Annotated in this window: 27 protein-coding genes; 12 read left to right on the top strand and 15 right to left on the bottom strand. The window is 73.7% G+C overall.

Annotated elements, in window-relative coordinates; genetic code table 11:
- Positions 1-7 precede the first annotated feature (7 nt).
- Together ACZ51D_RS20970 and ACZ51D_RS20965 are read right to left on the bottom strand one after the other, a co-directional pair.
- The gene (locus ACZ51D_RS20970; protein ID WP_465663233.1) at positions 8-322 is read right to left on the bottom strand and encodes a hypothetical protein; all 315 of its coding nucleotides are present in this window, start codon (positions 320-322) and stop codon (positions 8-10) included.
- Between the two features lie 42 nt (positions 323-364).
- Entirely contained in the window at positions 365-595 is a 231-nt protein-coding gene (locus tag ACZ51D_RS20965) for a hypothetical protein (RefSeq protein ID WP_360507057.1), read from the bottom strand.
- Between the two features lie 137 nt (positions 596-732).
- Here ACZ51D_RS20965 and ACZ51D_RS20960 point away from each other — a divergent pair, with 137 nt between their 5' ends.
- Complete coding sequence (locus ACZ51D_RS20960) at positions 733-1,389, top strand: hypothetical protein (RefSeq protein WP_465663232.1); 657 nt, start codon at positions 733-735, stop codon at positions 1,387-1,389.
- Here ACZ51D_RS20960 and ACZ51D_RS20955 read toward each other — a convergent pair.
- From ACZ51D_RS20955 to ACZ51D_RS20945, 3 genes are all read right to left on the bottom strand, one after another.
- On the bottom strand, positions 1,380-3,560 hold the full coding sequence (locus tag ACZ51D_RS20955) for an acyltransferase family protein (RefSeq protein ID WP_465663231.1): 2,181 nt from the start codon (positions 3,558-3,560) through the stop codon (positions 1,380-1,382). The two genes, ACZ51D_RS20960 and ACZ51D_RS20955, sit on opposite strands and share 10 nt — an antisense overlap.
- Positions 3,561-3,698: 138 nt before the next feature.
- A complete protein-coding gene (locus tag ACZ51D_RS20950; RefSeq protein ID WP_465663230.1) occupies positions 3,699-5,453 on the bottom strand; it encodes a glycosyltransferase family 2 protein in 1,755 nt (584 codons plus the stop codon).
- 210 nt (positions 5,454-5,663) lie between these two features.
- A complete protein-coding gene (locus ACZ51D_RS20945; protein WP_465663229.1) occupies positions 5,664-6,230 on the bottom strand; it encodes a GNAT family N-acetyltransferase in 567 nt (188 codons plus the stop codon).
- Positions 6,231-6,507: 277 nt separating this feature from the next.
- Here ACZ51D_RS20945 and ACZ51D_RS20940 point away from each other — a divergent pair, with 277 nt between their 5' ends.
- A complete protein-coding gene (locus ACZ51D_RS20940; RefSeq protein ID WP_465663228.1) occupies positions 6,508-7,443 on the top strand; it encodes a lysozyme in 936 nt (311 codons plus the stop codon).
- A 114-nt stretch (positions 7,444-7,557) separates the two neighbouring features.
- On the opposite strand, the gene ACZ51D_RS20935 is transcribed toward ACZ51D_RS20940, so the two are convergent.
- The 4 genes from ACZ51D_RS20935 to ACZ51D_RS20920 all read right to left on the bottom strand — a co-directional run bounded on the left by ACZ51D_RS20935 (position 7,558) and on the right by ACZ51D_RS20920 (position 12,577).
- Entirely contained in the window at positions 7,558-9,246 is a 1,689-nt protein-coding gene (locus ACZ51D_RS20935) for a S53 family peptidase (RefSeq protein ID WP_465663227.1), read from the bottom strand.
- 204 nt (positions 9,247-9,450) lie between these two features.
- Complete coding sequence (locus ACZ51D_RS20930; RefSeq protein ID WP_465663226.1) at positions 9,451-11,286, bottom strand: M1 family metallopeptidase; 1,836 nt, start codon at positions 11,284-11,286, stop codon at positions 9,451-9,453.
- A 208-nt stretch (positions 11,287-11,494) separates the two neighbouring features.
- A complete protein-coding gene (locus ACZ51D_RS20925; protein WP_465619021.1) occupies positions 11,495-11,866 on the bottom strand; it encodes a hypothetical protein in 372 nt (123 codons plus the stop codon).
- Between the two features lie 81 nt (positions 11,867-11,947).
- Positions 11,948-12,577 (bottom strand): maleylpyruvate isomerase N-terminal domain-containing protein, encoded by a 630-nt coding sequence (locus ACZ51D_RS20920; RefSeq protein ID WP_465663225.1) that lies wholly within the window; start codon positions 12,575-12,577, stop codon positions 11,948-11,950.
- Positions 12,578-12,793: 216 nt separating this feature from the next.
- Between ACZ51D_RS20920 and ACZ51D_RS20915 the strand changes: the two genes are divergently transcribed.
- The 4 genes from ACZ51D_RS20915 (at position 12,794) to ACZ51D_RS20900 (ending at position 15,959) form a co-directional block, all read left to right on the top strand.
- Positions 12,794-13,420, top strand: coding sequence for a LysE family transporter (locus ACZ51D_RS20915; RefSeq protein WP_465619019.1), 627 nt, complete (start codon positions 12,794-12,796; stop codon positions 13,418-13,420).
- Positions 13,421-13,667: 247 nt separating this feature from the next.
- Positions 13,668-14,435 carry a TetR/AcrR family transcriptional regulator gene (locus ACZ51D_RS20910; RefSeq protein WP_465619017.1) on the top strand — a complete coding sequence of 256 codons (768 nt, stop codon included), beginning with the start codon at positions 13,668-13,670 and terminating at the stop codon, positions 14,433-14,435.
- A gap of 105 nt (positions 14,436-14,540) precedes the next feature.
- Positions 14,541-14,870: a hypothetical protein gene (locus ACZ51D_RS20905; RefSeq protein WP_360507021.1), complete on the top strand. Its 330-nt coding sequence runs from the start codon at positions 14,541-14,543 to the stop codon at positions 14,868-14,870.
- Positions 14,871-14,885: 15 nt separating this feature from the next.
- Positions 14,886-15,959 (top strand): M14 family metallopeptidase, encoded by a 1,074-nt coding sequence (locus ACZ51D_RS20900; RefSeq protein ID WP_465663224.1) that lies wholly within the window; start codon positions 14,886-14,888, stop codon positions 15,957-15,959.
- A gap of 101 nt (positions 15,960-16,060) precedes the next feature.
- On the opposite strand, the gene ACZ51D_RS20895 is transcribed toward ACZ51D_RS20900, so the two are convergent.
- From ACZ51D_RS20895 to ACZ51D_RS20880, 4 genes are all read right to left on the bottom strand, one after another.
- Entirely contained in the window at positions 16,061-17,440 is a 1,380-nt protein-coding gene (locus ACZ51D_RS20895; protein ID WP_465663223.1) for a hypothetical protein, read from the bottom strand.
- Between the two features lie 6 nt (positions 17,441-17,446).
- Positions 17,447-18,226, bottom strand: coding sequence for a hypothetical protein (locus ACZ51D_RS20890; protein ID WP_465619011.1), 780 nt, complete (start codon positions 18,224-18,226; stop codon positions 17,447-17,449).
- A gap of 18 nt (positions 18,227-18,244) precedes the next feature.
- Positions 18,245-18,508 carry an ABC transporter permease gene (locus tag ACZ51D_RS20885; RefSeq protein WP_465619009.1) on the bottom strand — a complete coding sequence of 88 codons (264 nt, stop codon included), beginning with the start codon at positions 18,506-18,508 and terminating at the stop codon, positions 18,245-18,247.
- Between the two features lie 373 nt (positions 18,509-18,881).
- On the bottom strand, positions 18,882-19,508 hold the full coding sequence (locus ACZ51D_RS20880; RefSeq protein WP_465619007.1) for a TetR/AcrR family transcriptional regulator: 627 nt from the start codon (positions 19,506-19,508) through the stop codon (positions 18,882-18,884).
- 158 nt (positions 19,509-19,666) lie between these two features.
- Here ACZ51D_RS20880 and ACZ51D_RS20875 point away from each other — a divergent pair, with 158 nt between their 5' ends.
- The 4 genes from ACZ51D_RS20875 to ACZ51D_RS20860 all read left to right on the top strand — a co-directional run bounded on the left by ACZ51D_RS20875 (position 19,667) and on the right by ACZ51D_RS20860 (position 23,236).
- Complete coding sequence (locus ACZ51D_RS20875) at positions 19,667-20,425, top strand: SDR family oxidoreductase (protein WP_465619005.1); 759 nt, start codon at positions 19,667-19,669, stop codon at positions 20,423-20,425.
- The gene (locus ACZ51D_RS20870) at positions 20,422-21,210 is read left to right on the top strand and encodes an SDR family NAD(P)-dependent oxidoreductase (RefSeq protein WP_465663222.1); all 789 of its coding nucleotides are present in this window, start codon (positions 20,422-20,424) and stop codon (positions 21,208-21,210) included. Before ACZ51D_RS20875 ends, ACZ51D_RS20870 begins: the two co-directional genes overlap by 4 nt.
- Complete coding sequence (locus ACZ51D_RS20865) at positions 21,207-22,178, top strand: NADPH:quinone oxidoreductase family protein (protein WP_465663221.1); 972 nt, start codon at positions 21,207-21,209, stop codon at positions 22,176-22,178. Before ACZ51D_RS20870 ends, ACZ51D_RS20865 begins: the two co-directional genes overlap by 4 nt.
- 80 nt (positions 22,179-22,258) lie before the next feature.
- Positions 22,259-23,236, top strand: coding sequence for an ADP-ribosylglycohydrolase family protein (locus tag ACZ51D_RS20860; protein WP_465663220.1), 978 nt, complete (start codon positions 22,259-22,261; stop codon positions 23,234-23,236).
- Between the two features lie 173 nt (positions 23,237-23,409).
- On the opposite strand, the gene ACZ51D_RS20855 is transcribed toward ACZ51D_RS20860, so the two are convergent.
- Positions 23,410-24,231: an NAD(P)H-binding protein gene (locus tag ACZ51D_RS20855; protein WP_465663219.1), complete on the bottom strand. Its 822-nt coding sequence runs from the start codon at positions 24,229-24,231 to the stop codon at positions 23,410-23,412.
- 80 nt (positions 24,232-24,311) lie between these two features.
- On the opposite strand from ACZ51D_RS20855, the gene ACZ51D_RS20850 reads away from it, so the two are divergent.
- Together ACZ51D_RS20850 and ACZ51D_RS20845 are read left to right on the top strand one after the other, a co-directional pair.
- Positions 24,312-24,725: a winged helix-turn-helix transcriptional regulator gene (locus tag ACZ51D_RS20850; RefSeq protein ID WP_360506992.1), complete on the top strand. Its 414-nt coding sequence runs from the start codon at positions 24,312-24,314 to the stop codon at positions 24,723-24,725.
- Positions 24,726-24,994: 269 nt separating this feature from the next.
- Positions 24,995-25,378, top strand: a complete 384-nt coding sequence (locus tag ACZ51D_RS20845; RefSeq protein WP_360506981.1) for a VOC family protein — start codon at positions 24,995-24,997, stop codon at positions 25,376-25,378.
- A gap of 115 nt (positions 25,379-25,493) precedes the next feature.
- On the opposite strand, the gene ACZ51D_RS20840 is transcribed toward ACZ51D_RS20845, so the two are convergent.
- Complete coding sequence (locus ACZ51D_RS20840) at positions 25,494-25,937, bottom strand: hypothetical protein (protein WP_465618994.1); 444 nt, start codon at positions 25,935-25,937, stop codon at positions 25,494-25,496.
- Positions 25,938-25,992: the final 55 nt, after the last annotated feature.

Below are 25,992 nucleotides of genomic sequence, written 5' to 3'. Positions count from 1 at the left end.
CGGACGATCACGGCGCCTTCCGGACAAGCACCGCGTCTCCGGCGGCGGCCGCGCCGGCGAAGAAGTCGCGCAGTTCGCGCAGGTCGTGGACGACCCTGGCGGCCACGGATTCGGACCAGGGGGTCGGGTAGCCGAGGTGCGCGGCCGTGCGGGCGAGCACGGTGCCCTGTTGGCGGACGAGTTCGCCGAGGGCGAGTCCGGCGGCGGCCAGCCGGTCGTACCGGACGTCGCGGTCCTGGGGTACGAGGTCGCCGAGTTCTTCCGGGGAACAGGTGTCCACGGCCTGGCCGGGCAGGCGGCGCCAGAAGTGATCCACACTCACCCGCTCAGCCTAACGAAGTCCCGACGACCGGGTGGGGACGGTTCAGGCCTCGCCGGGGTGCCAGGCGGGCCATTCCCAGGGACGGTCGGCCCAGTGGACGCGTTGGGGGTCACGCGCGTCGAGGTCCGGGAAGAGCTGGTGGATGCGCGGTTCGAACTCCTCCGGCGCGAGCGGTTCCCAGCCGTGGCCCTCGAAGTGGACGAGGCGGTAGCGGCTGTCGGTCCGGAACTCGGCCACCTCGACCAGGGGTGCGGTCGTGCTGTTGGTCTCCATGACCCCAAGCATGTGGCGCGGTGGCAATCAACGCCCGTTCAGACCCCTCTTCCGGGTCATGTCCCGGCGTCGGCGCGCTCGTTGAGCACGGGAAGGTACGACGGGGGCCGACGGGGGGCCGCTGGAAGGACGAACACATGACTGGGCAGCCCACCGGAGGGCAGTGGCAGTGGCCGCAGAACGCGTGGCAGCCCCCTCCCGTCCCCACGCTTCCCCCGCCGCCGGTGCCCGCTCCCGCCCCGCCGAGGCGCCGCTCGCGCAAGGCGTGGGCGGCCGCGGCGGTCGGGACGGGTGCGGTGCTGGCCTCGGTCCTGGTGATGTGCGGGCCGGGATCGGGCGACGACGTGCGGATGGTGGCGTTGCCGTCGGCCTCGCCCTCCGCCACGGCCCCGGGCTCGCACCTGCCGCCGGTGTCCCCGCCGCCTGCCACGCCCGCGCCTTCTCCGCTGCCGGCCCCGGTCCCGGGGGGCGGTGCGACGGGCATGATGGGCACAACGGGCACGGCGACGGCGGCGACGGCGACGGCGACGGCGACGGCGACGGCGACGGCGGCCGATCCGGGGGCGGCGGACGCCCAGCACGGGTCGGCGAGCCCGCACCCGAAGACCGGCCGCAGCCCGCACGCCACCGCCCCGGCCCGGGGTACGTCGGGCGCGCCCGCCCCGACGGTTCCGGGGTCGGGCGCGTCGGTGCCGGGCGTCGGACCGGGCACCATCTGTGACCAGGCCGAACGCGTCGGCCGCTGGCCGGCCGGCTCGGAGCAGGCCCGCCTCTGCCGAGGGGTCTACGGCTGAGCGGCCGGAACACCGGGTACCGCTGCCGCACCAGGCACCCCCGATACACCTGAAACCCCCAGCAGCCCCTTGTCCAGCCGCGGCGCCAGTACCCGCGCCAGCGTGTCGGTGATGTGCCCGGTGTCCCGGTACAGCACCACGCCCTCCAGGACCGCCGGGCAGGAGGTCCCGGTGCCGGGGCAGAGCAGTGGGCCGAGGTCGAGGGCCCGGACGCCGTACCGGGCGGCGAGCCCGCCGTCGAGCAGCGGGTCGGGTTCGAAGGCGGTGTCGCGCGGGAACGAGCAGGCGTCCGAGCGCCCGTCGGAGGCGGCGAGGCAGGTCGGGATGTCCTTGCCGGGCATCGGGGTGTCGCCGAGGTAGGCGAGCGGGGCGCCGAGCGCGGTGAGGCGGTCGAGGGTACGGGTCCAGCCTTCGGTGCGTTCCTCCTGGTTGCCGTAGCGGTTGAGGCCGGCCATCAGGACGAGGCGCGGCTTGGGTCCGGAGGTGAGCCGGGTGAGGGTGTTCTCGCGCCAGCGGTCGCATTCGTCGAAGGTGCGACCGAGCACGTTGTTGCGCACGGTGAGGGTGGCCAGTGGGCAGCCGGGTTTGACGAGGACTTCCAGCGCCCAGTGCCGCTGATCGGCCAGGGCGAGGGCGGCGGAGATCCACTGGCCGGCGTGTGAGTCGCCGAGCAGCACGATCCGGTCGGGGCTGTTGTCGGCGCCGAAGAGGCAGCGCGGGCTGGTGTCGGCGTTGAGCGGGATCTCGCAGCCCTTGCCGGGTGGGAAGTCCTCCCGGGCGCGGGCCAGCGAGGGGGTCAGGGTGAGGACCCGGGTGCCGGGGGCGAGCAGGCCGGGCCCGTCGGCGGCTCCGGCGGGGGCGGCGGTGGGCCCGGTGGTGGCGGCTCCGAGGGCGCGGACGGTGCCGCCGCCGAGGGTGAGCGCGGCGATCAGGGGGATGACGAGGGCGCTCGCGCCGACCGCGAGTCCGCGTCGGGGTGCCGGGCTGCTGCCGTAGCGCAGTGGCTGTTCGACCAGGTGCAGGGTGAGCCAGGCGGGGAGCGCACTGGCGGCGGTGAGCGCGGCCAGGGTGGTCCAGGGCAGCGCGCCGTACCGGGCCTGGGCGATGGTCAGCACCGGCCAGTGCCAGAGGTACCAGGCGTAGGAGAGGCGTCCGGCGGCGCGCAGCGGGCGGGTGGCGAGCAGCCGTCCGGCGTCGACGGCGCGGGGCGAGCCGTGTCCGGCGAGCAGGACGGCGGCGGTACCGAGGACGGGCAGGAGTGCGGCGGAGCCGGGGAACGGCGTACTGCGGTCGTACAGGAGGACCGGCGCGACGACGGCCGCCAGGCCGGCCCAGCCGAGCAGTCGGAGCGACCACCGCACCGGGCGCCGCGCGGTGCGGGAGGCGAGCGCCCCGCCGGCGAGGGCCGCGCAGGCGCCCGCCGCGAACTCCCAGAGCCGGCTGCCGGTGGAGAAGTAGGCGAGCGGCGCCGAGGTCTGTGTCCAGCGCAGGCACAGCACCAGCGAGGTGCCGCCGACGGCGACGGTGGCGAGGGTGATGGCGACGGTGCGGCGCCGCCCGTGCAGGTAGCGGGCGAGGCCGAGCAGCAGGACGCCCCAGAGCAGGTAGAACTGGTTCTCCACACCGAGGGACCAGAAGTGCTGCAGCGGGCTGGGGTCGCGTTCGGCGGCCAGGTAGTCGGTCTGCCGGCCGACGAAGCTCCAGTTGGCGAACTGGCCGGCGGCGGCGATCAGGTCGCGGGCGAGGTCGGTGCCGCGCAGCGGGTCGAGCAGGGCGCCGCCGGCGGCGGCGGTGGCGACCAGGACGGTGGCGGCGGCGGGCAGGATGCGCCGGGCGCGGCGGGCGGCGAAGTCCCACAGGCCGAGCGGGCGGCTGGTCAGCAGGCCGGTGATGAGGAAGCCGGAGATGACGAAGAAGATGTCGACGCCGACGTAGCCGCCGGTCAGGCCGGGGACGGCGGCGTGGAAGCCGAGGACGGAGAGCACGGCGATGCCGCGCAGCCCCTCGATGTCGGGGCGGAAGGCGGTGCGCCGGCGGGATTGCCCGCTCTCGGCGACGGTGGCGCCCTTCGGGACGGCGACCTCCCGGTCCACCCGGACGAGGTCGGGCAGCAGGTCGGAGGAGGCGACGGCGGATGATGACGAGGCGGACGGTGGGACGGCCGTGGACACGGCGGCGCTCCTTGCAGGGCTGGCAGCGGTGGTCGGGGCCGCCGGGCCGTTGGGGCGGCCGGGCGGAGTCCGCGCCGGTGGGGCGACGCGCAAGGAAACTCAGGGGGTGGAGCAGTGAATTGACGGAGTCTCAGAAGATCAGAAGATCAGCGGATCGACCCAGCCCGACGCCAGCAGCCCACAGAGCAGCAGCACGGCGGTGACGGCGACGGCCTCGGCGCGTCCGAACCCGAGCTCGGAGCGGCTGCGTGCGGGGGCGACGACCTCGCCGACGGTGGCACCCTTGCCACCGTTCGCTCCGCCCGCCACCTTCGCACCGTTCAGGAGCGGCCACAGGGACCGGATCAGCGGGATCATGGTGTACGCGGTGAGCGCGAGCAGGGCGGTGAGCGCCCAGTACGGCCGCCAGCCGTGCAGCAGCGCGGCCCGGACCAGTCCGGCGGCGCCGGCAAGGACGACGAACCCGAGCCAGCCGACCCCGATCCGGGCGACCGCGCGGGCGAGTGAACTGCCGCCCGACACGGCGCCGGTGGGCACCCAGTCGGCGGAGCGGCGGCGCAGCGCGTGGGCGATGGCGACCACGTGGCAGAGCCCGCCGAGGAGTTGGACCCGGGTGACCTCGAAGCGCCAGCGGGTGCGGGACATCGCGGGCAGCAGCACGAGGGCGACCCAGATCGGCGGCAGGAAGGGGAGCACCTGCCAGGGTTCGATCTCCTCGGGCCGGAAGAACAGCATGATCAGGGCGGGCAGCGGCACGGCGAAGACGTTCACCGCGCTGGTGAGGTAGCCGAGGATGCCGTTCCAGAAGCAGAGCCGGGCGGAGCGGGAGAGCGGTCCGCGGCGGAAGTCCGGGTCGCGGACGAGGGCCAGGGAGCCGAGGCACCAGCGGTACTGCTGGCTGATGAAGGCGGGCAGGCCGGTGGGCGACATGCCCTTGGCGACCAGCGCGGGCACGTAGCGGGTGGCCCAGCCGGCGCGGGCGAGGGCGAGGCCGGTGTAGAGGTCCTCGCTGTGGTCGATCTCGGCGAAGCCGCCGATCCGCTGCAGGGCGGCGCGGCGGTAGAGGGCGTTGGTGCCGCAGCAGACGGTGCCGTCCTGCGCGTCCCGGGAGGGCTGGATCCAGCGGTAGAAGATCTCCTGGGTGGCTCCCGCGGCGCGTTCGAGCCAGGACATGTTCGCGTCCGTGTCGAAGCACTGCGGGCTCTGCACGATGCCGACCCCGGGGTTGTCGAGGTAGGGCACCAGGTGGTGCAGGAAGTCGGGGCGGGGGCAGAAGTCGGCGTCCAGGACGGCGATGATCTCGCCGGTGCCCTCGGCCAGGCCGTGGTTGAGGTTGCCGGCCTTCTTGAAGCGGCCGCGGTCGGGGCGGGCGCGGTACTGGAAGCCGTAGGACTCGGCGAGTTCGCGCACCTCGGGGCGGTCCGCGTCGTCGAGGACCAGGACGGTCAGCTCGCCGGGCCACCGGACGGCGGCGGTGTGCCGGTAGGCGTTGTCGAGGACGGCCGACGGTTCGCCGGCGGTGGGCAGCAGCAGGTCCACGCTCGGGTGGCGGGCGGGCTGCCAGGCGCGCAGCAGCAGGTCGTGCGAGTCGCGGGTGAAGCGGCGGGCTCGCTGGCCGTCGGTGAGCGAGAGCAGCCAGGTGACCGCGTTGAGCACGGTGAGCAGCAGGAACGGCCAGAGCAGCGGCTTGCTGAGGGCGAACAGGCCGAGCGTGGCGGTGGCTCCCGCGTAGGAGAGGGTGGCGCAGAGCAGCACCCAGCGGCGCTGCGGGCCGAAGTACCAGTAGAGCTCCTCGTCGTCGGGCGGGTCGGGCAGGCGCGGGTCGGGGTCCGCGGGTGTCCGGCGCGGACCGGCGTCGGGTGCGGGCATGGCGGTGCCATGGAGTACGGGCATGCGGAAATGGCCCCCCTGGGCATCGGACGGAACGTGGCCGTTCGACCTCAGCCTCTCACATTGGCCTAGACCAATCATGAACGAGGTATGACATCTCCGCATCGCCCCTGCTCAGTGACTTGACGCCGCATCACCTGCGGAATCCGGTCGACGCGCCTGAACCGAACCCCGAGGACGGCCCGTTGACCAGGCCGCGAGCGCGGCCCCGCGTCAGGCAGTCTTCAGCTCCTTGACCAGGTGCTCGAACCGCAGGTCCGGCCGCAGCGGGATGCCGAAGCGCTCGTCGCCGTACGGGAACGGGCTGAACTCCCCGGTCCGGCGGAAGCCGCGCCGCTCGTACCAGGCGATCAGCTCGGCGCGCTGCTCGATCACCGTCATCTCCATCGCGCCGACGCCCCACTCCTCGCCGGCCAGCCGCTCGGCCTCGGCCAGCACGGCCCGGCCGACCCCGCCGCCCTGCTGGCCGGGGCGCACCGAGAACATCCCGAAGTACGCCCGGTCGCCGCGCCGCTCCAGCTGGCAGCAGGCGAGCAGCTCGCCGTCACGCTCGGCCAGCAGCACCAGCCCCTCGGGGTGGCCGACGGCCTCGGCGACGGCCTCGGGGTTGGTCCGCCGCCCGGCCAGCAGATCGGCCTCGGTGGTCCACCCGGCCCGGCTGGAGTCGCCCCGGTAGGCGGATTCGACCAGCTCCACGAGGGCCGGGACGTCGGCGGGCGTGGCGGCCCTGAAAGCGGGCTCCCCGACGGGCCGGGCGGTGTCGGTGGCGGTCTCGGTCATGGCTGGTCCCTTCCTCCGTACTGGGGTGCCGCCCGTGCCGGCCGGCCCGCGGGCATCGTGTCACAGCGTGCGGGCCGCCCCCGGGCCCGGGATCGGCAGAACCGGCAACGTGCGTTGCCGGGGATGGCGATCCGGCACCTGTGACGCCGGTTCAGAAATGTGTTCCAAGATGCCTGGCGGCACTGGCGGGGACATGGCTACTCTGCGGTACGGCCGCGCCAACACCCGGCCGCACCGGGCCATTTGGGCCATCCCGCACCGGATCAGAGGAGTGCTCATGCCTCGCTCTTCCCGCTCCGCCCGCACCACTGGCACCGCCCACACTGCCCGCACCACCGGCACCACCGGCACCACCGGCACCACCGGCACCACCCCCCGCCGCCGGCTGCCCGCGGTGGCCGCGCTCGCCGCCGCCACCGCCCTGGTCGCGGGCGTGGCCGCCCCGGCGTACGCGGCCGAGCCCGCCCCGGTCGCCCCCGTCGTCGAGGGCCACCCCGCCTTCCACCCGGACCGCGACTTCGCCGGCTCCACCGTCGCCGCCCACGAGGGCCGCGGCGCCACCGCGCCGCTCGCCTCCCTCGCCGTCACGCAGACCCCCGGGCTGGACGTCGCCAGCTACCAGGGCAACGTCAACTGGTCCTCGGTCGCCGCCAACGGCGCCAAGTTCGCCTACGTCAAGGCCACCGAGGGCACCGGCTACACCAACCCGTATTTCGCCCAGCAGTACAACGGCTCCTACAACGCCGGCCTGATCCGCGGCGCCTACCACTTCGCGCTGCCGAACTCCTCCTCCGGCGCCACCCAGGCCGCCTACTTCGTGAACCACGGCGGCGGCTGGTCCGCCGACGGCAGGACCCTGCCGCCCGCCCTGGACATCGAGTACAACCCCTACGGCGCCACCTGCTACGGCCTCGGCCAGAGCGCCATGGTCAGCTGGATCCGCGACTTCAGCAACACCGTGCACTCCCGCACCGGCCGCTACCCCACCATCTACACCACCACCAACTGGTGGACCCAGTGCACCGGCAACTACGGCGGCTTCGGCGCCACCAACCCGCTCTGGGTAGCCCGCTACGCCTCCACCGTCGGCACCCTGCCGAACGGCTGGGGCTACCAGACCTTCTGGCAGTTCGCGGACTCCGGCACCTTCCCCGGTGACCAGAACTACTTCAACGGCGCGGCCGACCGCCTCCGGGCCCTCGCCCTGGGCTGAGGCACCCGTGCCGGTGCGGGGCGCCGCAGCGCGCCCCGCACCGGCCGGAGTCGAGCCGAAGAGCCACCGGGCCCAAGCGGCCACCGGACCGAGGAGGTCACCGGACCGAGGAGGTCACAGGGCCTTGAGGCCGTCCAGGAGCTGCCGGCCGCCGGGGCTGCCGAGGCCGGTGCACGGGTCCCAGCCGGGCCCGGAGGCGTACGCGCCGTTGCTGCCCCGGGTGACGTCCCGCAGGACCTTCGTCGCGAACTTCGCGTACAGCAGCGGGTTGAGGAAGCCGACCTGCGCGGAACCGGGCAGGGCCTGGTTGACCCGGGCGAGCAGGGCGGACCACATCGGGGCGGCGGCGCTGGTGCCGCCGGTCTGGTGGAAGTTCACACCGTCCACGCTCGGGACGACCACACCGGTCTCCGGGTCGGCGAGGGCGGCCACGTCCGGGACCCCGCGTCCCCGCCGGTGCAGCGGGTTGACCGAGGGCGGCACGTTGACGTGGTCCTGGTACGGCGGCACCGGGAAGATCGCGCTGACGCCGCCGCCCGTACGTCGGCCCGGACCGTCGTCCCAGACGGTCTCGCTGGCGACCTGCCCCTGGCGCACCACCAGCCGGGTGCCGCCGACGGCGAGGACGTGCGGGTCGGAGGAGGGGTAGTCGGCGTGGGCGCGCTCGTCGTCGGCCTGGTCGCGGGAGCCGTCGTCGCCCGAGGCGCAGCAGATGCTGATGTTCCTCTCCGCCGCGCTCGCGAAGGCCCGGTCGATCCGGTCGACCGCGCCGGCGGTGAACAGGCTTGCGGCGACCAGCTCGGGGTTGCCGTAGCTGCAGGAGATCACCGTGGGCCGGTTGTCGGTGTCGTTGACGATCCGGGTGATCACGTCGACCCAGCCGCGCTCGGTGAACTTCGTGAAGTACACGACGATCTTCGCCTTGGGGGCGAGAGCGCCCACCACCGCGAGGTCGAGCATGATCTCGCCGGTGGTGTCCGGCGTGTCGAAGTCGGCGTCCTGGCCCGGATCGTTGCCGGGGCTTCCGACGTTCGGGATCACCACGTCGGTGATGTCCGGCATCGGCTGGTGCAGGACGTCGACGAAGTAGTTCCGCAGGGCGTCGAGCGAGTAGCCCCCGGAGGGGACGCCCGGCGCGGTGTCCCCGTTGAAGGCGAGTACGGCGATGCACTGCCCGGTCCCGTCGGTGCCCTCGGGGTAGGCGTACGGGGCCTGCAGAGCCGGCGGGAGGAAGGCGCCCGGCCGGACCACCGGGGCGGCGTGGGCCACCGGGGTCGCCTCGGCGGTCCGGCGGATCAGCAGGCGGGAGCCGATCGGCCGGTCGTCCAGGCCGAACACTCCGGTGACGATGCCCTGCAGCTGGGCGGGCACGTAGACCTGGCCCTCCCGGCCGCGGTAGACCCGGGGCTTGCCCTGGGCGTCCTGGAAGCGGTAGCGGGCGAGGGTGACCCGGAAGGCGTCGGCGATGTCCTCGGTGGTGCCGGTCAGGTCGACGCTGCGGGCCAGCGGGTCCTCGTCGGAGAGGGCGAGGCGGTGCTCGGCGGCGAACGCCTCGAGCGTCTTGCGGTCGGTGTCGCTCCACCGGTGGGTGGCGGCGTACTCGTCGTCGGTGGGCACCGTGCGACGGGTCGGCGGTTGGAGCGCCAGCTCGTACACGTCCGGGCGCGGGGGCGCGCCGGGGTCGCGTCGCAGGTAGACGGTGACGGTGAGGGGGGTTCGTGGGTCGGCCGGTCCGATGACCCGCGCTCCGCCGAGCGGAACGCGGGAGCTGTCCGGCAGCGCCACGTAGTGGGTGCTCGACATGATCGCTCCAGCGGTCGGGGTCAGCGCCGGGAGCTCGCGACGGTGGGTCGTGCGCTTTCGACTGTCCGTATACGGCACACGTTTATGTCGTACACGTACAGCGTCCCGCCGGTCCCGCGCGGCGTCAACCCGCGTGGCGTCGAGCGCACCGCCCCCGGCCGGGACCGGGGGCGGTGCGGGCGATCGGCGGATGGGCGCTGCCGCTCAGCCGTCGATGCGGTGCTGGCTCCAGAAGGAGGTCAGGTCCACGGTGGTGGCGGCCTGCGCCGCGGCCTTGAACTCCGCGGTGGTGGACACGCCGTACCAGTGCGACTGCGCGTAGTTGCGCAGCAGCGTGGTCATCGCGCTGTCGCCGATCGTCCGGCGCAGGTCGTGCAGGGCGCACTTGCCGTAGTCGTAGACGACCGTGGCGTAGCGGGAGGAGTTGGCGTCCCAGTAGGCCATCGAGTTGGTGATCTTCTCCGCCGACGAGGCCCAGGAGACGCTGTTCCAGCAGCCGTTGCCGGTCTTTCCGAGGGCGAGGTCGGTGGCGTAGTCGGTGAAGGCCTCGTCCAGCCAGGGCCCGTTGTACTCGTCGTCGCCGACGATGCCGTACCACCACTGGTGGCCGATCTCGTGGGTGAGCGCCGTGGTGCTGACCAGGTCGAGGACGAAGCCCGGGTACTCCATGCCGCCGAACCAGAAGCTGTTGTCGATCACCGCGTCCAGTTCGCCGTACGGGTAGGCGCCGAAGCGCTGGGCGTGGGCGTCGACGGCCGAGGTCGCGGTGGAGAGCATCGACTTGGCGTCCGCGCTGCTGATCCCCGCCACCGAGTAGACGTTGACCTTGATCCCGGCCGCCGAGGTGCCGGAGATCCTGGTGAACGGCCCGGCGCCCCAGGCGAAGTCGCGCACCTTGCTCGCGGTCGCCTTGGTGACGGTCCGGCCGGCCGCGCCGGGGGTGTCCACCGAGGTGCCGGTCGCGGGCACCAGCAGGCTCGTCGGGTGGTCCAGGGTGACTGTGAAGTCGGAGGCCACCGAGTAGAAGGACTCACCGTTGTTGGTGTACGGGTCGAGGTGCCAGCCGGCCGCGTCCCGGATCGCCAGCACGGGCAGGGCGTTGCCGAGGAAGTTGTACGCGCCGTCGTGGCCGAAGCGGTCCGCGCCGCTCGGCACGGTGATGCCGAGGTCGAAGCCGACGGTGCCGCTCTGGCCCTGCGCGAGCGGCGCCGGCAGGGTGATCTTGAGCGCCGTGCAGTTCACCGTGAGCGGGGAGGGCGTGCCGCCGGTCACGTTGGTCACCGTGATCGGGGTGCTGGGGCAGCTGCCGTGGGCGTTGTCCCAGAGCCGCAGGTACACCTCGGTCAGCGGGGTGGGCGAGGCGTTGGTGAAGCTCACGCTCTCGTGCCCGGTCCAACTGCCGCCGGAGGCGTCACTGGTGAGGCTGACGGTGTAGCCGGGCGCGGCCGGGGTGCGGGTCGGGTCGCCGGGCTGGGGTGGGGTGGTACCGCCGGAGGCGTCCAGGGTGACATCGTCCAGCACGAAGCTGGTCTGCAGGCTGGAGTCCTCGACCCCGGTGAAGGAGAGCGTCCCGGTCTGGCCCGCGAGGGCGGAGACGTCGACGGTCTTGTGCACGTACCCGCTCTGGGCGTCCAGGTTGGAGTAGGTGGCCAGGGTGGTGGAGCCCAGCTTGACGGACAGTTTGTCGTAGGCGGTGCTGGTGGTCGTCTCGGCGGTGTCGATGTGCAGCCAGAACCCGAGCGTCGCGGTGCCGCACCCGGCGGGGAGGGTGACGGACTGCGAGAGCGTGTCGGTGTGGGTGGAGCCGTAGCCGTCGAGCCAGGCGTAGGAGCCGCCGGAGTGCGCGCTCTGGCCGCTGTCGGCGGTGATCGCGCCGCTCGGTGCCGTCCAGGGCGAACTGCCGGACTCGAAACCGCCGTTGGCCACCACCTGGGCGGGTGTGCAGTCGGCGGCGCTCGCCACATTGGGGGTGGCGAGCGCCGTGAGGCCGGCCGCCGCGAACAGGGCGGCGCCGGTCAGGGCATGCAGGAGTCTTCTCATCGGAACCTCTCATGGGGGAGCGGGCCGGGAGGAGCAGCGTGACAGCAAACGCGTGCCGTTGAAAGGCTCATGACACCAGGTGAGACGGGAACGGGCCCCGACCAGGCCCGGAGCGAGACCGGTGCCGAACCCCGAGCGGGACCCCGAGCGGGACCGCCGCGGGCTCGGCACCAGCCCAGCACCGGCTCAGCACGGACTCAGCACCGGCTCAGCGCGGGTCGACCAGCTCCGGGGCGAAGACCGTGCCGAGCGGCTCCGGACCGATGTACTGCTGGCAGTTGCAGGGCCGCGCCTCGTACTGCAGCGGGCGGCGATCCGCGTCCCAGGCGGTCGGGGCCTCGACGACCTCGTGGCAGCGGCCCTGCTTGTCGTGCTTGGCCAGGTGGTGGGTGCAGCCGCAGACCGGCTCCGGCGGCCGGTTCCCCGCCTCAAGGGCCGCGTGCTGCCGCTCGGTGGCGGCGAGCAGCTCCATCTTGCGCTCGTGCCGCACCTTCAGTGCCTTCCGGGCGTCCTTGACGATCCATCCGCTGCCGTACAGGACGGCGGGCAGCACCCACCACAAGTTGAAGACCTGGTCCATTGACTCTCCCCCGATCGGGCCGGTTCCGGCCGCTGATCATACTGCTGACCAGGGCTTACCGCCCCCGCCGGAAGGGCCGCCTCAGCGGATGACCGGCAGCACCGGCTGCACGCTGCGCCCGGTCGCCGCCTCGATGAAGGCCACCGGGTCGGCGACCTCCGCCAGCAGGGCACGGGTCGCGCGCAGGGCCGCGTCGGCGGGCGGCGGGCCGCCGACGGCCGCGATCAGGTCGAGCAGGTGAACGGTCGCCTCCATCAACGCCACCTCGCCGAGCGCGCCGACCGTCACGCTGCCGAGCAGCGGGTGCGCCACCGTCGCGCTCGGCGGCAGGTCGTCGAGCGCGGCCAGGGCGGCCGGGCCCTCGACCCCGAACCGGGCGAGCAGCAGCGCGGGTTCGGTCTGCCCGGCCGCCTGCTTCGCCGCGTCGGCGATCTGCCCGGCGGCGGTGTGCGCGAGGCCACCGGGCCGGTTGTAGGCGCGCAGGATCCCGGCGCCGGTGGTGATCTCGGCCGGCCCGTCGAGGACGGCCGTGCGCAGCCCGGTGAACATCTCCGGCACCGGCGCCGTGTGTGTGTACAGCTCCCGGACGGTCCACTCGGGCAGCCGGGTCGGCCGGTCCCAGTCCTCGGCGCTCAGGGCCGCGCCGCGCTCCGCCCAGGAGGCCCAGGCCTCCGCCAACATCGCGCGCACCGGGTCGTTCTGACTGATCATCGGTTCTCCTCGGGGCAGTGGCTGCGAAACAGGGGCCGGGGACGGCCCCACGCTACCCGGCACCCCCGAAAACCACTTGCCGCCCCCGGGCCCCGGCCACCACGATCGGCGCATGACCGACTCCGCCGCCCGCCCGCTGTCCGTGACCGCCGCCGCCCGCCCGGCCGTGGTCCGACAGCAGCCCGGCCGCCCCCGGAGGCCCGACGCCGCACGCGCGTGAGGGCCGCGCTGGTCGCGGGCCTGCTCGCCGGGTACGGCGTCGCCGTCCCGGTGGGGGCTGTCGGGGCCTACCTGGTCGCGCTCACCGCACGGACCTCGCTGCGCACCGGCGCCTGCGCCGCCCTCGGCGTGGCCGCTGCGGACGGGCTGTACGCGCTCCTCGCGGCGGCCGGGGGCGGCGGTCTCGCACCGCTGCTGGAACCGGTCGCCCGGCCGCTGCGGATCGGCTCCGCCCTGGTCCTGCTGGCCCTGGCCGCCCGGACGACCCACACCGCGCTCCGTCACCGTACCGGGGCAGCCGCGACGCCCGAGCCGGCGCCGCCCGCCCCCGCCCGGGCCTTCCTCACCCTGCTCGGGATCACCCTGCTGAACCCGCTGACCGTGCTCTACTTCGCCGCCCTGGTCCTCGGCGGCGGGGGCCGGGACGACGCGACCTCCGGCACCCTCGCCCGGGCGGTGTTCGTGGCCGCCGCGTTCGCCGCCTCGGCGAGCTGGCAGCTGCTGCTCGCCTCGGGCGGCGCACTGCTGGGCCGTGCGCTGACCGGTCCGCGCGGCCGACTACTCACCGCACTCGGCTCCTCCGCCCTGGTGGCCTGGCTCGCGGTCCGGCTGCTGGTCGGCTGACCAGCGGAATCGCCGGAGCGGCGGAGCGGCGGAGCAGCACCCGTTACGCCCGATTCATACCTTGTATCCTGGTTCTGTATCCGCTGAGTGACATCCGCTGCAGAGGGATCCGCTGAGCGACATCCGCTGATTGACATCCGCCGCGGAGAGATCCGCCGAGAGAGATCCGCCGCAGAGCCCCCGCCGGTCCGCCCGACCGGCCCGGGCACGGCCGACGACGTTGGCACCGACCCCGAGGAGCGCGGACATGGTTGAGCGGAACGACACCGAGAAGCGGGGGCGGCTGAGCCGCCCGCTGGTGCTCGACGCCGCCGTGGCCCTGGTCGACCGCGAGGGCCTGGCCGCGCTGACCATGCGCCGGCTGGCCACCGAACTGGGCGTCGAGTCGATGGCCCTGTACCGCTACACGCCGGGCAAGGAGGCCCTGCTCGACGGCCTGATCGAGGCCTACTTCACCGAGGTCAACGCCCGGCTGCGGACCAGCGCCGCGAGCGGCCCGCGCGAGCCCGAGCGGCACCGGCCCGAGCGGCGTCGGCCCGAGCAGCGCCTGGCCGTGTGGCGGCTGGAACTGCGCCGGATCGCCCGGTCCTTCGCCGCCGCGGCGCACGCCCACCCCGAGATCCTGCCGCTGGTCGCGACCCGCCCGCTGGCCGTCCCGATGGCGCGGCGGCCCGCGCCGGTGCTCGAACTCACCGAGCACATCCTCGCCGTGCTCGGGCGGGCCGGCTTCGACGACGCGACCGCGCTGACCGTCTACCGCGCCTTCGTGGCCTGGAACCTCGGCTGCCTGCTGGTGGACAAGCGCCAGGTGGTCGACAACCCGGAGGAGCCGGACCCTGCCCTGCGGCTCGGCCTGCACCGGCTGCCCGCCGCCGAGTACCCGCGGCTGCGCGCCCTGGTGCCCCGCTTCGCCGACTTCGACGACGAGGGCGAGATGCTCAGCGGCCTGGACAGCCTGCTGGACGGGATGCCGCAGCCACCCCTTGACGCGTTCTACGGCGGCGACGCATCCTGAGGATACGAGGTACACGTCGGACATATCCGCTCATATCGGCGCCGTCGGGCGGGCCGCCAGAGACCGCTCCGGCCACGCTTCGACGGCGCCCGGAAGAAGTCCCCCATGTCCGCCGTTCCGAACGAACCACTCCACGATGACATCCTGCGCCTGCGCGTCACCGCCAGGGACCCGGAGACCCTGCGCGCGCTGCTCCGCGACACCCGACCCGACACCGGTGGACGCCCGCACGTCGAGGCGGACGGCCGCGTCGGCATCGACGTCTACGCCACGGCCGACCAGGTCCCGGCCCTCGAACGCGAGGGCATCACGGTCACCCGGACCGGCAACGCCAGCGAGGCCGGGCGCGCCGCCCAGGCCGAGGTCGGCAGCGGCGACCGGTTCGCCCCCGCCGACGCCGTCCCGCGCGGCCTGGCCGCCAAGCTCGCCGGCTGACCCGGGAGGCCCGCCATGCCGTACCTGAACGTCACCGAGGTCGAATCCGCCGTGACCAGCCTGGCCACCGCCTACCCCGGGCTCACCCAGCTCATCACCCTGCCCGACCAAACCTACGAGAACCGCACCGCCCACGCCCTGAAGATCGGCGGCCCCGCCCCCTTCCCCAAGCCGTGCCTGATGATGATCGGCGGTGTCCACGCCCGCGAATGGGGCAGCTGCGAGATCCTCATCCACCTCGCCGCCGACCTGCTGGAGGCCCAGCGGGACGGCACCGGCCTCGGCTACGGCGACACCGCCTTCACCGCCGACCAGGTGCAGGCCCTGCTCCGGCGCCTCGACCTGGTGCTCTTCCCGCTGGTCAACCCCGACGGCCGGCACTACAGCCAGACCGTCAAGTCGATGTGGCGCAAGAACCGCAACCCGGCCAACGCCGGCATCAACCCGCGCCCGGCCTGCATCGGCGTCGACATCAACCGCAACTACGACTTCCTCTTCGACTTCGCCACCGCCTTCGACCCGAACGCCAACCCCCAGGTGTCGGCCGACCCCTGCGACCCGATGGTCTACGCCGGCCCGACCGCGTTCTCCGAGCCGGAGACCCGCAACGTCCGCTGGCTGCTCGAGCAGTTCCCGCGGACCAGGTGGTTCGTCGACGTGCACAGCTACTCGCAGGACATGCTCTACAACTGGGGCGACGACGACAACCAGTCGATCGACCCCGACATGAACTTCCGCAACTCCCAGTACGACCACAAGCGCGGACTGCCCGACGACGACGCGTACGCGGAGTACATCCCCAAGACCGACCTCGACAGCGCCGTGCTGCTCGCCGACGGGTTCTGCCATGGCGTCCAGGGCGTGCGCGGCCTGACGTACAAGGCGATCACCGGCTTCCACCTGTACCCGACCAGCGGCACCAGTGACGACTACGTCTACTCCCGCCACTTCGTCGAACCCGACCGGGGCAAGGTGCTCGGCTTCACCGTCGAGTGGGGCACCGAGTTCCACCCGCCGTGGGCGGAGATGGAAAAGATCGTCCTCGACGTGGACGCCGGGCTGCTGCAGTTCTGCCTGGCCGCGACCTGAACGACCCCGAGCCGGACGACCCCCAACGACCCCAAGCCACAGTGCCCGACAGCAGGGCGCCCGCCACGACCGACCGTGGCGGGCGCCTTGGGTGTGCGTGCTCAGGCGGCCCGGTGGAAGAAGAACGGGTCGATGGACGGCGGGACGCGGGACACGCCGTCGAGGTTGAGCAGTTGGTGGGTGGTGAAGTTGGCGTTGCGCAGGTACGTCACGCCGACCGGGAAGTTGGCGAGGTCCGGCGTGTTGTTGCCGGCGAAGATTCCGTAGAAGTCCTTTCCGACCGTGACCATCCGGATGTAGTCACCGAGGTACGGCAGCTGAGCGCCCGCTGACGGGACGTCGCCGGGAGCCTGGTGCAGCACGTGGCTGTCCACGGTCTTGAAGCCGTCGTCGGTCAACTCCAGCACCGTCGACCACTGGTTGTGGGCCAGTTCCTGGTGGACCAGCCCGACCAGGCCGTCGGAGTTCACCGCCAACGACGGGTTCTTGCCGTTGATGATGTCCTTGCGCGGCGCGGTCCAGGTCTGTCCCCGGTCCGCCGAGTGGCGGACGTGCAGGACGTAGTCGGTGGGGGCGTTTCCGCCGACGTTGTCGCAGAAGGCGACCCACACGCTGTTGGAGTCCGTGGGATCGACCGCGATGGACAGGTCCGCGCCGGTGCGCTCCTGGCCCAGCGTCCGCAGTTGCGAGTTGAACCGGACCTTCCGGCCGGTGACCACCCGCTGGCCCATCTCGCCGTCGACCGAGTCCAGCAGGTCCTCGAACGGGTTCGGTCCGATGCCACCCTTGTCGTCGCGGGTCACCACGACGTCGAAGGTGAAGATGTCCCCCGGGCTGGTGCCGGTCACGCTCTGGAACGCGATGTACACCGTGCCGTCCGGGTGCGTGGCGATCCGGACCGGCGGCCCGTCGAAGAGCGTACCGGGGCGCCGGTCGAGCCGGACCGGCGCGAACCCGGCCGGGCGCGGCCCGGTACCCGCGTCGCTGGACACGTCCACCGTGGCGGACCCGGCCGGCTGGGAGGCGTCGTTGTTGCCGACGTACACCCGGTCGGTGCTGTGGTTGTTCACCGCGACGGTGGTGGCGACCACCCAGGGCTGGTCCTCGTCGGTCCGGTCGACGAGCACGGACATCGGGGTGGCCGCGGTGATTCTCGGCGCGCGCAGGATCTGCATGTCGCCGGTCACGCCGTTGAGGATGCCCGTGTAGAGCTTGCCGCCCTGCGAGCCGAAGCCGACGCTGATGTCCCCGGTGCCGAGGTCCCCGTTGCCCGGGACGACGCTGTTCAGCACCCAGGTGTTCCCACCGTCGGCCGAGACGTAGACCGGGGCGAGCGGACCGCCCATCGGGTCGGGGGTGAAGGCGGTCGCGACCATCTCGTTCGGGTTCTCCGGGTTGACCGCGAGGCTGGGTTCACTGTCCAGGAGCCGGTCGCCGCTCAGCGCCTTGGGGGTGATGTTGACGACCTTGATGGTGGGCATGTCGGCTCACCTTCCTTCCCGCAGTACGGCGAGCTTCTGCGCCGGCTGGCGGTCGTCGCGGTCGAGCAGCCGGAACGGCGCCTCCGCGGCCAGTTCGCTGCCCTTCTCCGTCGCGTGCAGGAGCCACAGGGCCTCCTGCCCGGCTTCCGGCTTGGGCACATCGCGCCAGCGGACGTCCACACTGCTCGGGTAGAGGACGGTGGTCCGCCCGGGGGAGAGCTCGCCGCGATGGACGATCGAGACGTCGAGGGCGGCACGCCACCAGTGCGGCGCGTGCTCGGAGTAGGCCTCCTTTCCGAGGTCCTCCAGCCCGACCACCCTGGCGACCACCACGGCGTCGGCCACGGCGGCGTGCGCGACGATGTCCTCGTTCCGGATCCTGCGCTGCACCGACGAGAACGGCATCTCGTCGGCGGTGGTCGCGGCGAGCGCGATGTGGGACTGGACGGCCGCTGCGGGCAGCCGGCCGATCTCGGTGACACCCAGGCCTTCGCCGTAGACCAGGCCCTGGGTGAAGAACGCGGCCGTGTCACCGACCTTGAGCAGATCGGCGTCGGGCGCCAGTTGGACGGTGACCTCGCTGCCCGCGAGCTGCCGGAAGGCGTCGGGCGCGTGCAGCACCTCGTCCACCTTCACCACCGCCGTCCGTTCGTTGCGGTCCTCGACCGGAACGGCCGCCAGGGACGTACCGCCGACCCTGGTCACGGTGCCGCGGAAACTGAGCGGGGCCTGCCGGACGAGTGCGGTCAGCTGGTCGTGCTCGGCAGTCGATGTTGCGTCAGTCATGACGATCTCCCTCCCCCCTCATCGCGCGGCGCGGACCGAGGAAGGGTGCGCCCGGCGCCACTCGATCCGCGCGCCGAGCAGGCAGGCGGCGGTGACGGCGGCCGCGAGCGCGACCACGAGCCACTCCGCCGCGCCGCTGCCGGCGTCCGGGTCGATGCCGAGGAGCGTCTCGATCCACTGCGGCCACACCAGGGTGAGCAGGAACAACAGTCCGGACAGCCCGCCGAGGGCCGTCTCCAGCCAGAAGCGGGGCCGGACCGGATTCGATTGTCGGAAGGGCATCACTGCGCCTCCCCTTCTCCAACCGCCCGGGCCGCGCCGCGACGCAGTGCGCGCCGTTCCCGTGCCGCCGCACCGTGGCGGCGGCACGGGCCGGCCGGGCCGGCCCGGGTCGGGGGTCGCTCCCCTCGGCGCCGCCGGTCGGGGGCGCGGTCGCCGTGGGAGATGGGTTGCTTCGATCCGCAGTGTCGGGCTGCGGTGGGAGTGCGTCGGGGAGGGCTCGCGGTGTGACGCTGCGTGCCGCTCCCAGCGCTGTACGCCTACGAGGCACACGTACTTCGTATACGAGTCTGCGCGCCGCGCCCGGCCAGGTCAAGGGCGGGGCGGGGCGGGGCGGGGCGGGGCGGGGTCGGGCAGTCGGCGGACGGGGCTCGGGTCAGATCCGGGCGCCGAGCATCCGCAGCACCAACTCACCGTAGCGGCGGCCGAGTTCCTCGGGCGTCTCGGTCGAGCGGTCGGTGTACCAGCGGGAGACGTCGATGCCCAGCGAGGTGACCGCGCGGGCCGCCGTCCGCACCTCCGAGACCTGGAACTCGCCGGCCGCCGCGCCCGCCTCGATCAGTGCGCTGACCTCGCGCTCGATGTCCAGCCGCAGTGCGGCGACCACCGCGTAGGCGTCCTCGGGCAGCGCGTGCAGCTCGTAGTTGACCACGCGGCCGACCGTCCGGGCCCGGGCGTGCCAGGCGGTGAACTGCTCGACCAGTCGCCGCATCCGCACCGCCGGGCCGCCCTCGCCGACCACCGCGTCCCGGACCAGGGCCAGCGTGGCGGCGTGCCCGGCCTGGCTGATCTCGGCCAGCAGCGCGGCCTTCGACTGGTAGTGGATGTACAGCGCGGCCGGGCTCATCCCGGCGGCGGTGGCGATGTCCCGGGTGGTGGTGGCGTGGAAGCCGCGCTCCGCGAACGACTCGACGGCCGCCTGGAGCAGCCGGTACGCCGCTTCGGGGCGGGTATCGGCGCCGGGCAGGGTCGGCCAGAGGTCGGCCATCGGGGTGCTGGTCATGGCGTCATCCTCCCAGAGAACCCACACGGGGACTCGCACAAACTTTCCCACCGGCCGGGTCGGCGGGCTGTTGACAGGCTCCCGCACCGACACCATGCTGAGCAAGCGCTTAGTCAGCGATGGTAAGCCGGATCCTCGCACGAAAGGCAGGACGCTCCGTGGTGCACTCCTTCAAGGGCCGGGTGGCCGTCGTCACCGGATCGAGCCGGGGCATCGGCCTCGGCATCGCGCGCGAACTGGTCGACCGCGGCGCCAAGGTCTGCCTCACCGCCCGCAACCCCGAGCCGCTGGCCGAGGCCGTCCAGGACCTGGGCGGCCCGGAGAACGCCATCGCCGTCGCGGGCAAGGCCGACGACCCGGCCCACCAGGAGGAGGCGATCGCCCGCACCCTGGAGGCCTTCGGCCGACTCGACCACCTGGTCAACAACACCGGCATCAACCCGGTCTACGGGCCGGTCCTGGACACCGACGAGGACGCCGCCGCCAAGATCATCGCCGTCAACGTGCTCGGCCCGCTGGCCTGGACGCGCCGCGCACACGCCGCGTGGATGGGCGAGCACGGCGGCTCGATCGTCAACGTCGCCTCGATCGCCGGCATCCGCGCCTCCGCCGGGATCGGCATGTACGGCGTCAGCAAGGCCGCGCTGATCCGGCTCACCGTCGAACTCGGCGCCGAGCTGGGCCCGCAGGGCATCCGGGTCAACGCCGTCGCACCCGCCGTGGTCAAGACCAGGTTCGCCGAGGCGCTGTACGAGGGCCGCGAGGAGCAGGTCGCCGCCGCCTACCCGCTCGGCCGGCTCGGCGTCCCCGAGGACGTCGCGGGCGCGGTCGCCTTCCTGCTCTCCCCGGACGCCGGCTGGATCACCGGCCAGACCCTGGTCGTCGACGGCGGGGTCACGCTCGGCGGCGGGCTGTGACGGCCGGGGCGTTCCACGACCAGGGCGTCGTGGTCACCGGCGCCGGGCGGGGCATCGGCGCCGCGCTGGCCCGGGCCTTCGCCGCAGCCGGGGCCCGGGTGGTGGTCAACGACCTCGACGCCGAGGCCGCCCATGCCGTCGCCGAGGACTGCGGCGGCACCGCCCTGCCCGGGGACGCCGCCTCCGCCACCGGCCTCGCCACGCTCGTGGACCGGGCCCGCGCGGCCCTCGGCGAGATCGACGTGTGGTGCGCCAACGCGGGCGTCGCCCCCGTCGGCGGGGCCGACGCGCCGGCCGCCGCCTGGGCCAGCGCCTGGGAGGTCAACGTGCTCGCCCACGTCCGGGCCGCCGAACTGCTGCTCCCCGGCTGGCTGGAACGCGGCGAGGGCCGCTTCCTGTCCACCGTCTCCGCCGCCGGGCTGCTCACCATGCTCGGCTCGGCCCCGTACGCCGTCAGCAAGCACGGCGCGCTCGCCTTCGCCGAGTGGCTCTCCGCGACCTACCGCCACCGGGGCGTACGGGTGCACGCGCTCTGCCCGCAGGGCGTGCGCACCGACATGCTCGCCTCCACCGGGGCGGTCGGCGAGGCCCTGCTCGCGCCGACCGCGCTGGACCCCGAGGAGGTCGCCGAGGCGGCCCTGGCCGGGCTGCTGGAGGACCGCTTCCTGATCCTGCCGCACCCCGACGTCGCCGAGTACTACCGGGTCCGGGCCACCGAACCGGACCGCTGGATCGCCGGGATGAACCGGCTCCAGCAGGGACTGGAGAGGAGTGAGGCACTGTGAGGGCCTGGCAGGTGGGAGAGCTCGGTGAGCCGGCCGCGGTGCTGCGGCTCGTCGAGGACGTGCCGCGACCGGTGCCGGGCCCGGGGCAGCTGCTGGTCCGGGTGCGGGCCGCCGCCGTCAACTTCCCGGACGCGCTGATGGTGCGCGGGCAGTACCAGGTGCGCCCGCCGCTGCCGTTCACGCCCGGAGTGGAGCTGTGCGGCGAGGTCGCGGACGGGCCGAGGCAGGGCGAACGGCTGATCGGCAACCCGGTGCTGCCGCACGGCGCCTTCGCCGAGTTCGCGCTGCTGGACGCCGCCGCCGCCTTCCCGGCACCCGAGGCGCTGGACGACGCCGAAGCCTCGGCACTGCACATCGGCTACCAGACCGCGTGGTTCGCCCTGCACCGCCGGGCCCGGCTGCGCTCCGGCGAGACGCTGCTGGTGCACGCGGCGGCCGGCGGCGTCGGCAGCGCGGCCGTCCAGCTCGGCCGGGCCGCCGGGGCCAGGGTGATCGCGGTGGTCGGCGGGCCGTCGAAAGCGGAGGCCGCGCGGGCGCTCGGCGCCGACCTGGTCGTGGACCGGAAGGCCGAGGACTTCGTCACCGCCGTCAAGGAGGCCACCGGCGGGCGCGGCGCCGACGTGGTCTTCGACCCGGTCGGCGGCGACGCCTACACCGGCTCCACCCGGTGCGTCGCCTTCGAGGGCCGGATCGTGGTGGTCGGCTTCGCCGCCGGGCAGATCCCGGCGCCGGGGCTCAACCACGCGCTGGTGAAGAACTACGCGATCCTCGGCCTGCACTGGGGCCTCTACAACACCCACGACCCGCGCGCCGTCCGCGCCGCGCACGACGAGCTCACCAAGCTCGCCGAGCAGGGCACGGTCCGCCCCCTGGTGAGCGCCCGGGTGCCGCTGGCCGGGGCCGCGGACGCCGTCCAGCGGGTCGCCGACGGGCTGAGCACGGGTCGGATCGCCGTCCTGGGCGACTGACCCCGGCCCGCGCGGGCGGAACCGGCTGCCCGGCCGGTAATCCGGCTGCGCGGGCACCACGGCCCTGCCAGGATGCCGGGATGACATCCTTTTCCGCCGCTCGCGACTCATTGGAGGGCCTGGCCCTCGGGGACGGATTCGGGGAGCGCTGGTTCCCCCTCTTCCGGTCGCCCCAGGAGGCGTTCGAGCAGATCCGGGCCCGGCGCACGCCGGAGGAAGGGCCCTGGCACTGGACCGACGACACCGCGATGGCGCTGTCGGTGTACGGGATCCTGACCGCCTTCGACGCGGTCCACCAGGAGCGGCTCGCCCAGGCCTTCGGGGCCTCCTACCGGGCGGACTCGGGCCGCGGCTACGGGCACGGCATGCACCTGCTGCTGCCCAAGCTGGCCGAGGCGCCCGGGAGTTGGCGCACCGAGGCGCGGGAGCTGTTCGACGGCCAGGGCAGCCTCGGCAACGGCGCGGCGATGCGGGTGGCCCCGCTGGGCGCCTGGTTCCACGACGACCTGGACGAGGCGGCGGAGCAGGCGGCGCTGTCCGCCGAGGTCACCCACGCGCATCCGGAGGGCGTCGCCGGGGCGGTGGCCGTCGCCCTGGCGGCAGCCCTCGCCGCGCGCGGCCGCTCCGGGCCCGCTCCCGCCCCCGCCGGCTCCCCCGCACCCGCACCCGCCCGCGCCCTCGCCGGCGCCGAACTGCTCACCGAGGTCGCCGAGCGCACACCGGCCGGCGAGGTCCGCGACGGGCTGCACCGGGCCACCGGGCTGTCCGCCGGCACCGAGCCGTGGCGGGCGGCCGACCTGCTGGGCAATGGGCAGCAGATCCGGGCGGGCGACACCGTCCCCTTCGCGCTGTGGTCCGCCGCGCACCACCTGGACAGCCTGACCGACGCCCTGTGGACCACCGCCGAGGGCCTGGGCGACGTGGACACCACCTGCGCCATCACCGGCGGTGTGGTCGCCGCCCGCACCGGCCTCGCCGACGTACCGCGGGAGTGGCTGGCCTGCCGCGAACCGCTTCCCGACTGGATCGCCAAGGCCGAGGTGGAGGACACTGTCTGACGCTCCATCGGGTCGGAGTCCGGTCCTGGGCCCAGTCGGCCGGGACCGGGCTCCGGGCTGATGCCGCACACCTCGCGCCTCGCTTCTCGCTTCTCGCTCCTCGACGGCGATCCGGAACCGACGGCGATCCGGGACCGGCGGTGTGACGACAGACCGTGACCGCCCGAGCGGCCTCATCGCCCGGCGGCGATGACCTCCAGGGCCGGGCGGGGCGGGCGGCCGAGCAGGGTCGCGAGGTCGCCCGGCTTGCCCGGCCCGGCCAGGAAGCCGTGGGCGATCGCCGAGTAGGTGGCCACCACCATCGGCACCTGGAAGTCCAGCGCGTCCGAGGCCGCCACCGCCGTACGGGCTTCGGCCAGTCGGCCCGGCCGGTACTCGGCGCCGAGCGCCTCGGCCACCTCCGCACCGCCCAACGCCCGCTCCCCCACCAGCTCGTACGCCCGGCCGGTGTGCTCCTCCGGCGCCAGAGCCACGTTCACCGCCGCTTCGGCGAGGTCGGCGCGGGCCACGGCCGCCAGCTTCCCGTCCCCGAGCGGCGCGGTGATCACCCCGTCCGGGTCCGGTGCGGCGACCGCGGCCAGCAACTCCGCGTACAGCCCGTTGCGCAGCACCGTCCAGCGCAGGGATGCCGACTCGCGCAGCCGCCGCTCGGTCCAGCGGTGGGCGAGGGCGAACGGCAGGTGGTCGCCGTCGCCCGACAGGCTGGTGTAGACCACCTGTTCGACGCCCGCCTGCTCCGCCGCCTCGATCGCCGCGCCGTGCCGGGCGATCACCACATCGTCCTCGGCGGCGCCGGCCGAGATCAGCAGCAGGGTCCGTACCCCGGCGAAGGCCTCGGCCAAGGTGTCCGGGCGATCGAAGTCCACCAGCCGGGCGGGTGTGCCGCCCGGCACCTTCTCGGGAGTGCGGGAGCCGGCCACGACCCCTTCCCGTCCGGCGAGGCGCTCCAGCACGAGGGCGCCCAGACCTCCGTTGACACCGGTGACGAGCAGCATGGGTTCCTCCAGGGGTGATCGGCGGTCGGCGACGTGACCATCCTCGATAGCCTGGGCGTTCGGCATAAGGAGGCACTTTCATGTCAGCAGGGCACAGCGCGGTAACCACCCCCCGCCCGGTGGTCTGGTGCGAGGACGGCGTGGACTGCGGGATCCGCGACCTGCTGGACCGTCTGGGCGACAAGTGGTCGGTCCTCACCGTCGTCGAACTCGCCCAGGGCGTACGGCGGTTCCGTGAGCTGCAGCGCGCGCTGCCGGGGATCTCGCAGCGCATGCTGACCCTGACGGTGCGCCGCCTGGAGCGGGACGGCCTGGTGTCACGGACCGTCCACCCGACCGTCCCGCCGCAGGTGGAGTACGAGCTGACGCCGCTCGGCCACAGCCTGACCCACCTGGTCCGGGCGATGGCGGACTGGTCCTACGGCCACCACGACGCGATCGTCGCCTCCCGTCGCGACTGGGACGAGGCCAATCCGGGCTCGGAGATCCGGTAGGACCTGCGCCGGGCCTCGCCCCTCGCGCGCCACGGTGCCGGTCGGCGGGGCCGCCCAGCAGTGCCAATCAGCGGGCCAGGGCCCGGGCCCCGTGCCGTTCCCGTCAGCTGTGGCGGCCTGGTCGGCCGGGTCCGTCGTGTCATCCTCACGGCTGCTGAACGCGATGGGCGACGCACCGGGTTGCCTGCTGAGCGAAAGAATTTTACGGCGGGACGGAACGAGCAGGAACCCGGTGGCGTCCGGGGTGGAAATCGGGAAGGCTCACCCGCATGGTCTCAGTACTGCAGAACGTGGCGATCGACTGTGCGGATGCCTACGAGCTGGCCCGGTTCTGGAGCAGGGTGACCGGCCGGCCGCTGCATCCGGAGGACGAACCGGGTGTTCCGGAGGCTCAGGTGATGCTGGCGGACGGCCCGGTCCTGTACTTCAACCAGGTGCCCGAGGCCAAGACGGTCAAGAACCGGATCCATCTGTGCCTGCGCCCGGAGACCTCGCGTGAGCAGGAGGTGGAGCGGCTGCTGGGCCTCGGCGCCACCTTCGTCAGCGATCACCGGAATCCCGATGGCTCCGGTTGGGCGATCCTCGCCGATCCCGAGGGCAACGAATTCTGCGTTCTGCGCAGCGCGTCCGACCGGGCCGCCACGACGTCCTGACCTTGCTGGGGCCGTGCTGACGTTGCCGGGCCGTCCTGACGTTTCCGCGACCGTCCTGGCCGGCCCGGCTGTCCCGGCTGTCCCGGCCGCCTGACGGGCGGGTCCCCCGCGGACCTCAGCCGGTGACCTCGACCGTGACGTCGTAGGCGCGCTGCTCGGGCGGGCAGTTGAGGGCCTCGCCGCAGCTGGTGCGGGTGGCGGTGAGGTGGGCGCTGCCGGGGGCGTGGGCGGCGAAGGAGGCCGTGACGGTGCCGCAGCCGCCGCCGGGGCGGCAGGAGGGGGACGGGGCGGTGGTCGGGGTGCCGTTCGGGGTGACGACGTCGGGGGCGGAGCTGGCGGCGGCGGACCAGTAGGTGTTGTGGAGCGCGAGCGTGATGGTCGTGCCGACGGCGACCTTCACGGTGGTGTGGTCGGCGTGCTCGTCCACCGTGACGGTCGCCGGGCTCGGGGTGGTCGCGGCGGGGGCGGTCGCCGAGGGGCTCGTCCCGGTGGAGGCGCAGCCGGCCAGGGTGAGCAGGGCGGCGGCCAGGGCCAGGGTGGCGGGTCTTCTCAGGTTCACGGTGGTTCCTTCTGCCGGTGTGCGAGCGGTACCGGTGGGTGAGCGGTGCCGACGG

It is taken from the genome of Kitasatospora sp. NPDC033851 (genome assembly GCF_055576085.1).
The sequence above is the reverse complement of the archived record's forward strand: the minus strand, read 5'-3'. Positions and strand labels throughout refer to the sequence as shown.

Excerpts from the sequence above, each read along its gene's own strand:
- ACZ51D_RS20965 (WP_360507057.1), bottom strand. The coding sequence starts at position 595 with ATGGAGACCAACAGCACGACCGCACCCCTGGTCGAGGTGGCCGAGTTC.
- ACZ51D_RS20960 (WP_465663232.1), top strand. The coding sequence starts at position 733 with ATGACTGGGCAGCCCACCGGAGGGCAGTGGCAGTGGCCGCAGAACGCG.
- ACZ51D_RS20950 (WP_465663230.1), bottom strand. The coding sequence starts at position 5,453 with ATGCCCGTACTCCATGGCACCGCCATGCCCGCACCCGACGCCGGTCCG.
- ACZ51D_RS20945 (WP_465663229.1), bottom strand. The coding sequence starts at position 6,230 with ATGACCGAGACCGCCACCGACACCGCCCGGCCCGTCGGGGAGCCCGCT.
- ACZ51D_RS20940 (WP_465663228.1), top strand. The coding sequence starts at position 6,508 with ATGCCTCGCTCTTCCCGCTCCGCCCGCACCACTGGCACCGCCCACACT.
- ACZ51D_RS20935 (WP_465663227.1), bottom strand. The coding sequence starts at position 9,246 with ATGTCGAGCACCCACTACGTGGCGCTGCCGGACAGCTCCCGCGTTCCG.
- ACZ51D_RS20930 (WP_465663226.1), bottom strand. The coding sequence starts at position 11,286 with ATGAGAAGACTCCTGCATGCCCTGACCGGCGCCGCCCTGTTCGCGGCG.
- ACZ51D_RS20925 (WP_465619021.1), bottom strand. The coding sequence starts at position 11,866 with ATGGACCAGGTCTTCAACTTGTGGTGGGTGCTGCCCGCCGTCCTGTAC.
- ACZ51D_RS20920 (WP_465663225.1), bottom strand. The coding sequence starts at position 12,577 with ATGATCAGTCAGAACGACCCGGTGCGCGCGATGTTGGCGGAGGCCTGG.
- ACZ51D_RS20910 (WP_465619017.1), top strand. The coding sequence starts at position 13,668 with ATGGTTGAGCGGAACGACACCGAGAAGCGGGGGCGGCTGAGCCGCCCG.
- ACZ51D_RS20905 (WP_360507021.1), top strand. The coding sequence starts at position 14,541 with ATGTCCGCCGTTCCGAACGAACCACTCCACGATGACATCCTGCGCCTG.
- ACZ51D_RS20900 (WP_465663224.1), top strand. The coding sequence starts at position 14,886 with ATGCCGTACCTGAACGTCACCGAGGTCGAATCCGCCGTGACCAGCCTG.
- ACZ51D_RS20895 (WP_465663223.1), bottom strand. The coding sequence starts at position 17,440 with ATGCCCACCATCAAGGTCGTCAACATCACCCCCAAGGCGCTGAGCGGC.
- ACZ51D_RS20890 (WP_465619011.1), bottom strand. The coding sequence starts at position 18,226 with ATGACTGACGCAACATCGACTGCCGAGCACGACCAGCTGACCGCACTC.
- ACZ51D_RS20885 (WP_465619009.1), bottom strand. The coding sequence starts at position 18,508 with ATGCCCTTCCGACAATCGAATCCGGTCCGGCCCCGCTTCTGGCTGGAG.
- ACZ51D_RS20880 (WP_465619007.1), bottom strand. The coding sequence starts at position 19,508 with ATGACCAGCACCCCGATGGCCGACCTCTGGCCGACCCTGCCCGGCGCC.
- ACZ51D_RS20860 (WP_465663220.1), top strand. The coding sequence starts at position 22,259 with ATGACATCCTTTTCCGCCGCTCGCGACTCATTGGAGGGCCTGGCCCTC.
- ACZ51D_RS20855 (WP_465663219.1), bottom strand. The coding sequence starts at position 24,231 with ATGCTGCTCGTCACCGGTGTCAACGGAGGTCTGGGCGCCCTCGTGCTG.
- ACZ51D_RS20850 (WP_360506992.1), top strand. The coding sequence starts at position 24,312 with ATGTCAGCAGGGCACAGCGCGGTAACCACCCCCCGCCCGGTGGTCTGG.
- ACZ51D_RS20845 (WP_360506981.1), top strand. The coding sequence starts at position 24,995 with ATGGTCTCAGTACTGCAGAACGTGGCGATCGACTGTGCGGATGCCTAC.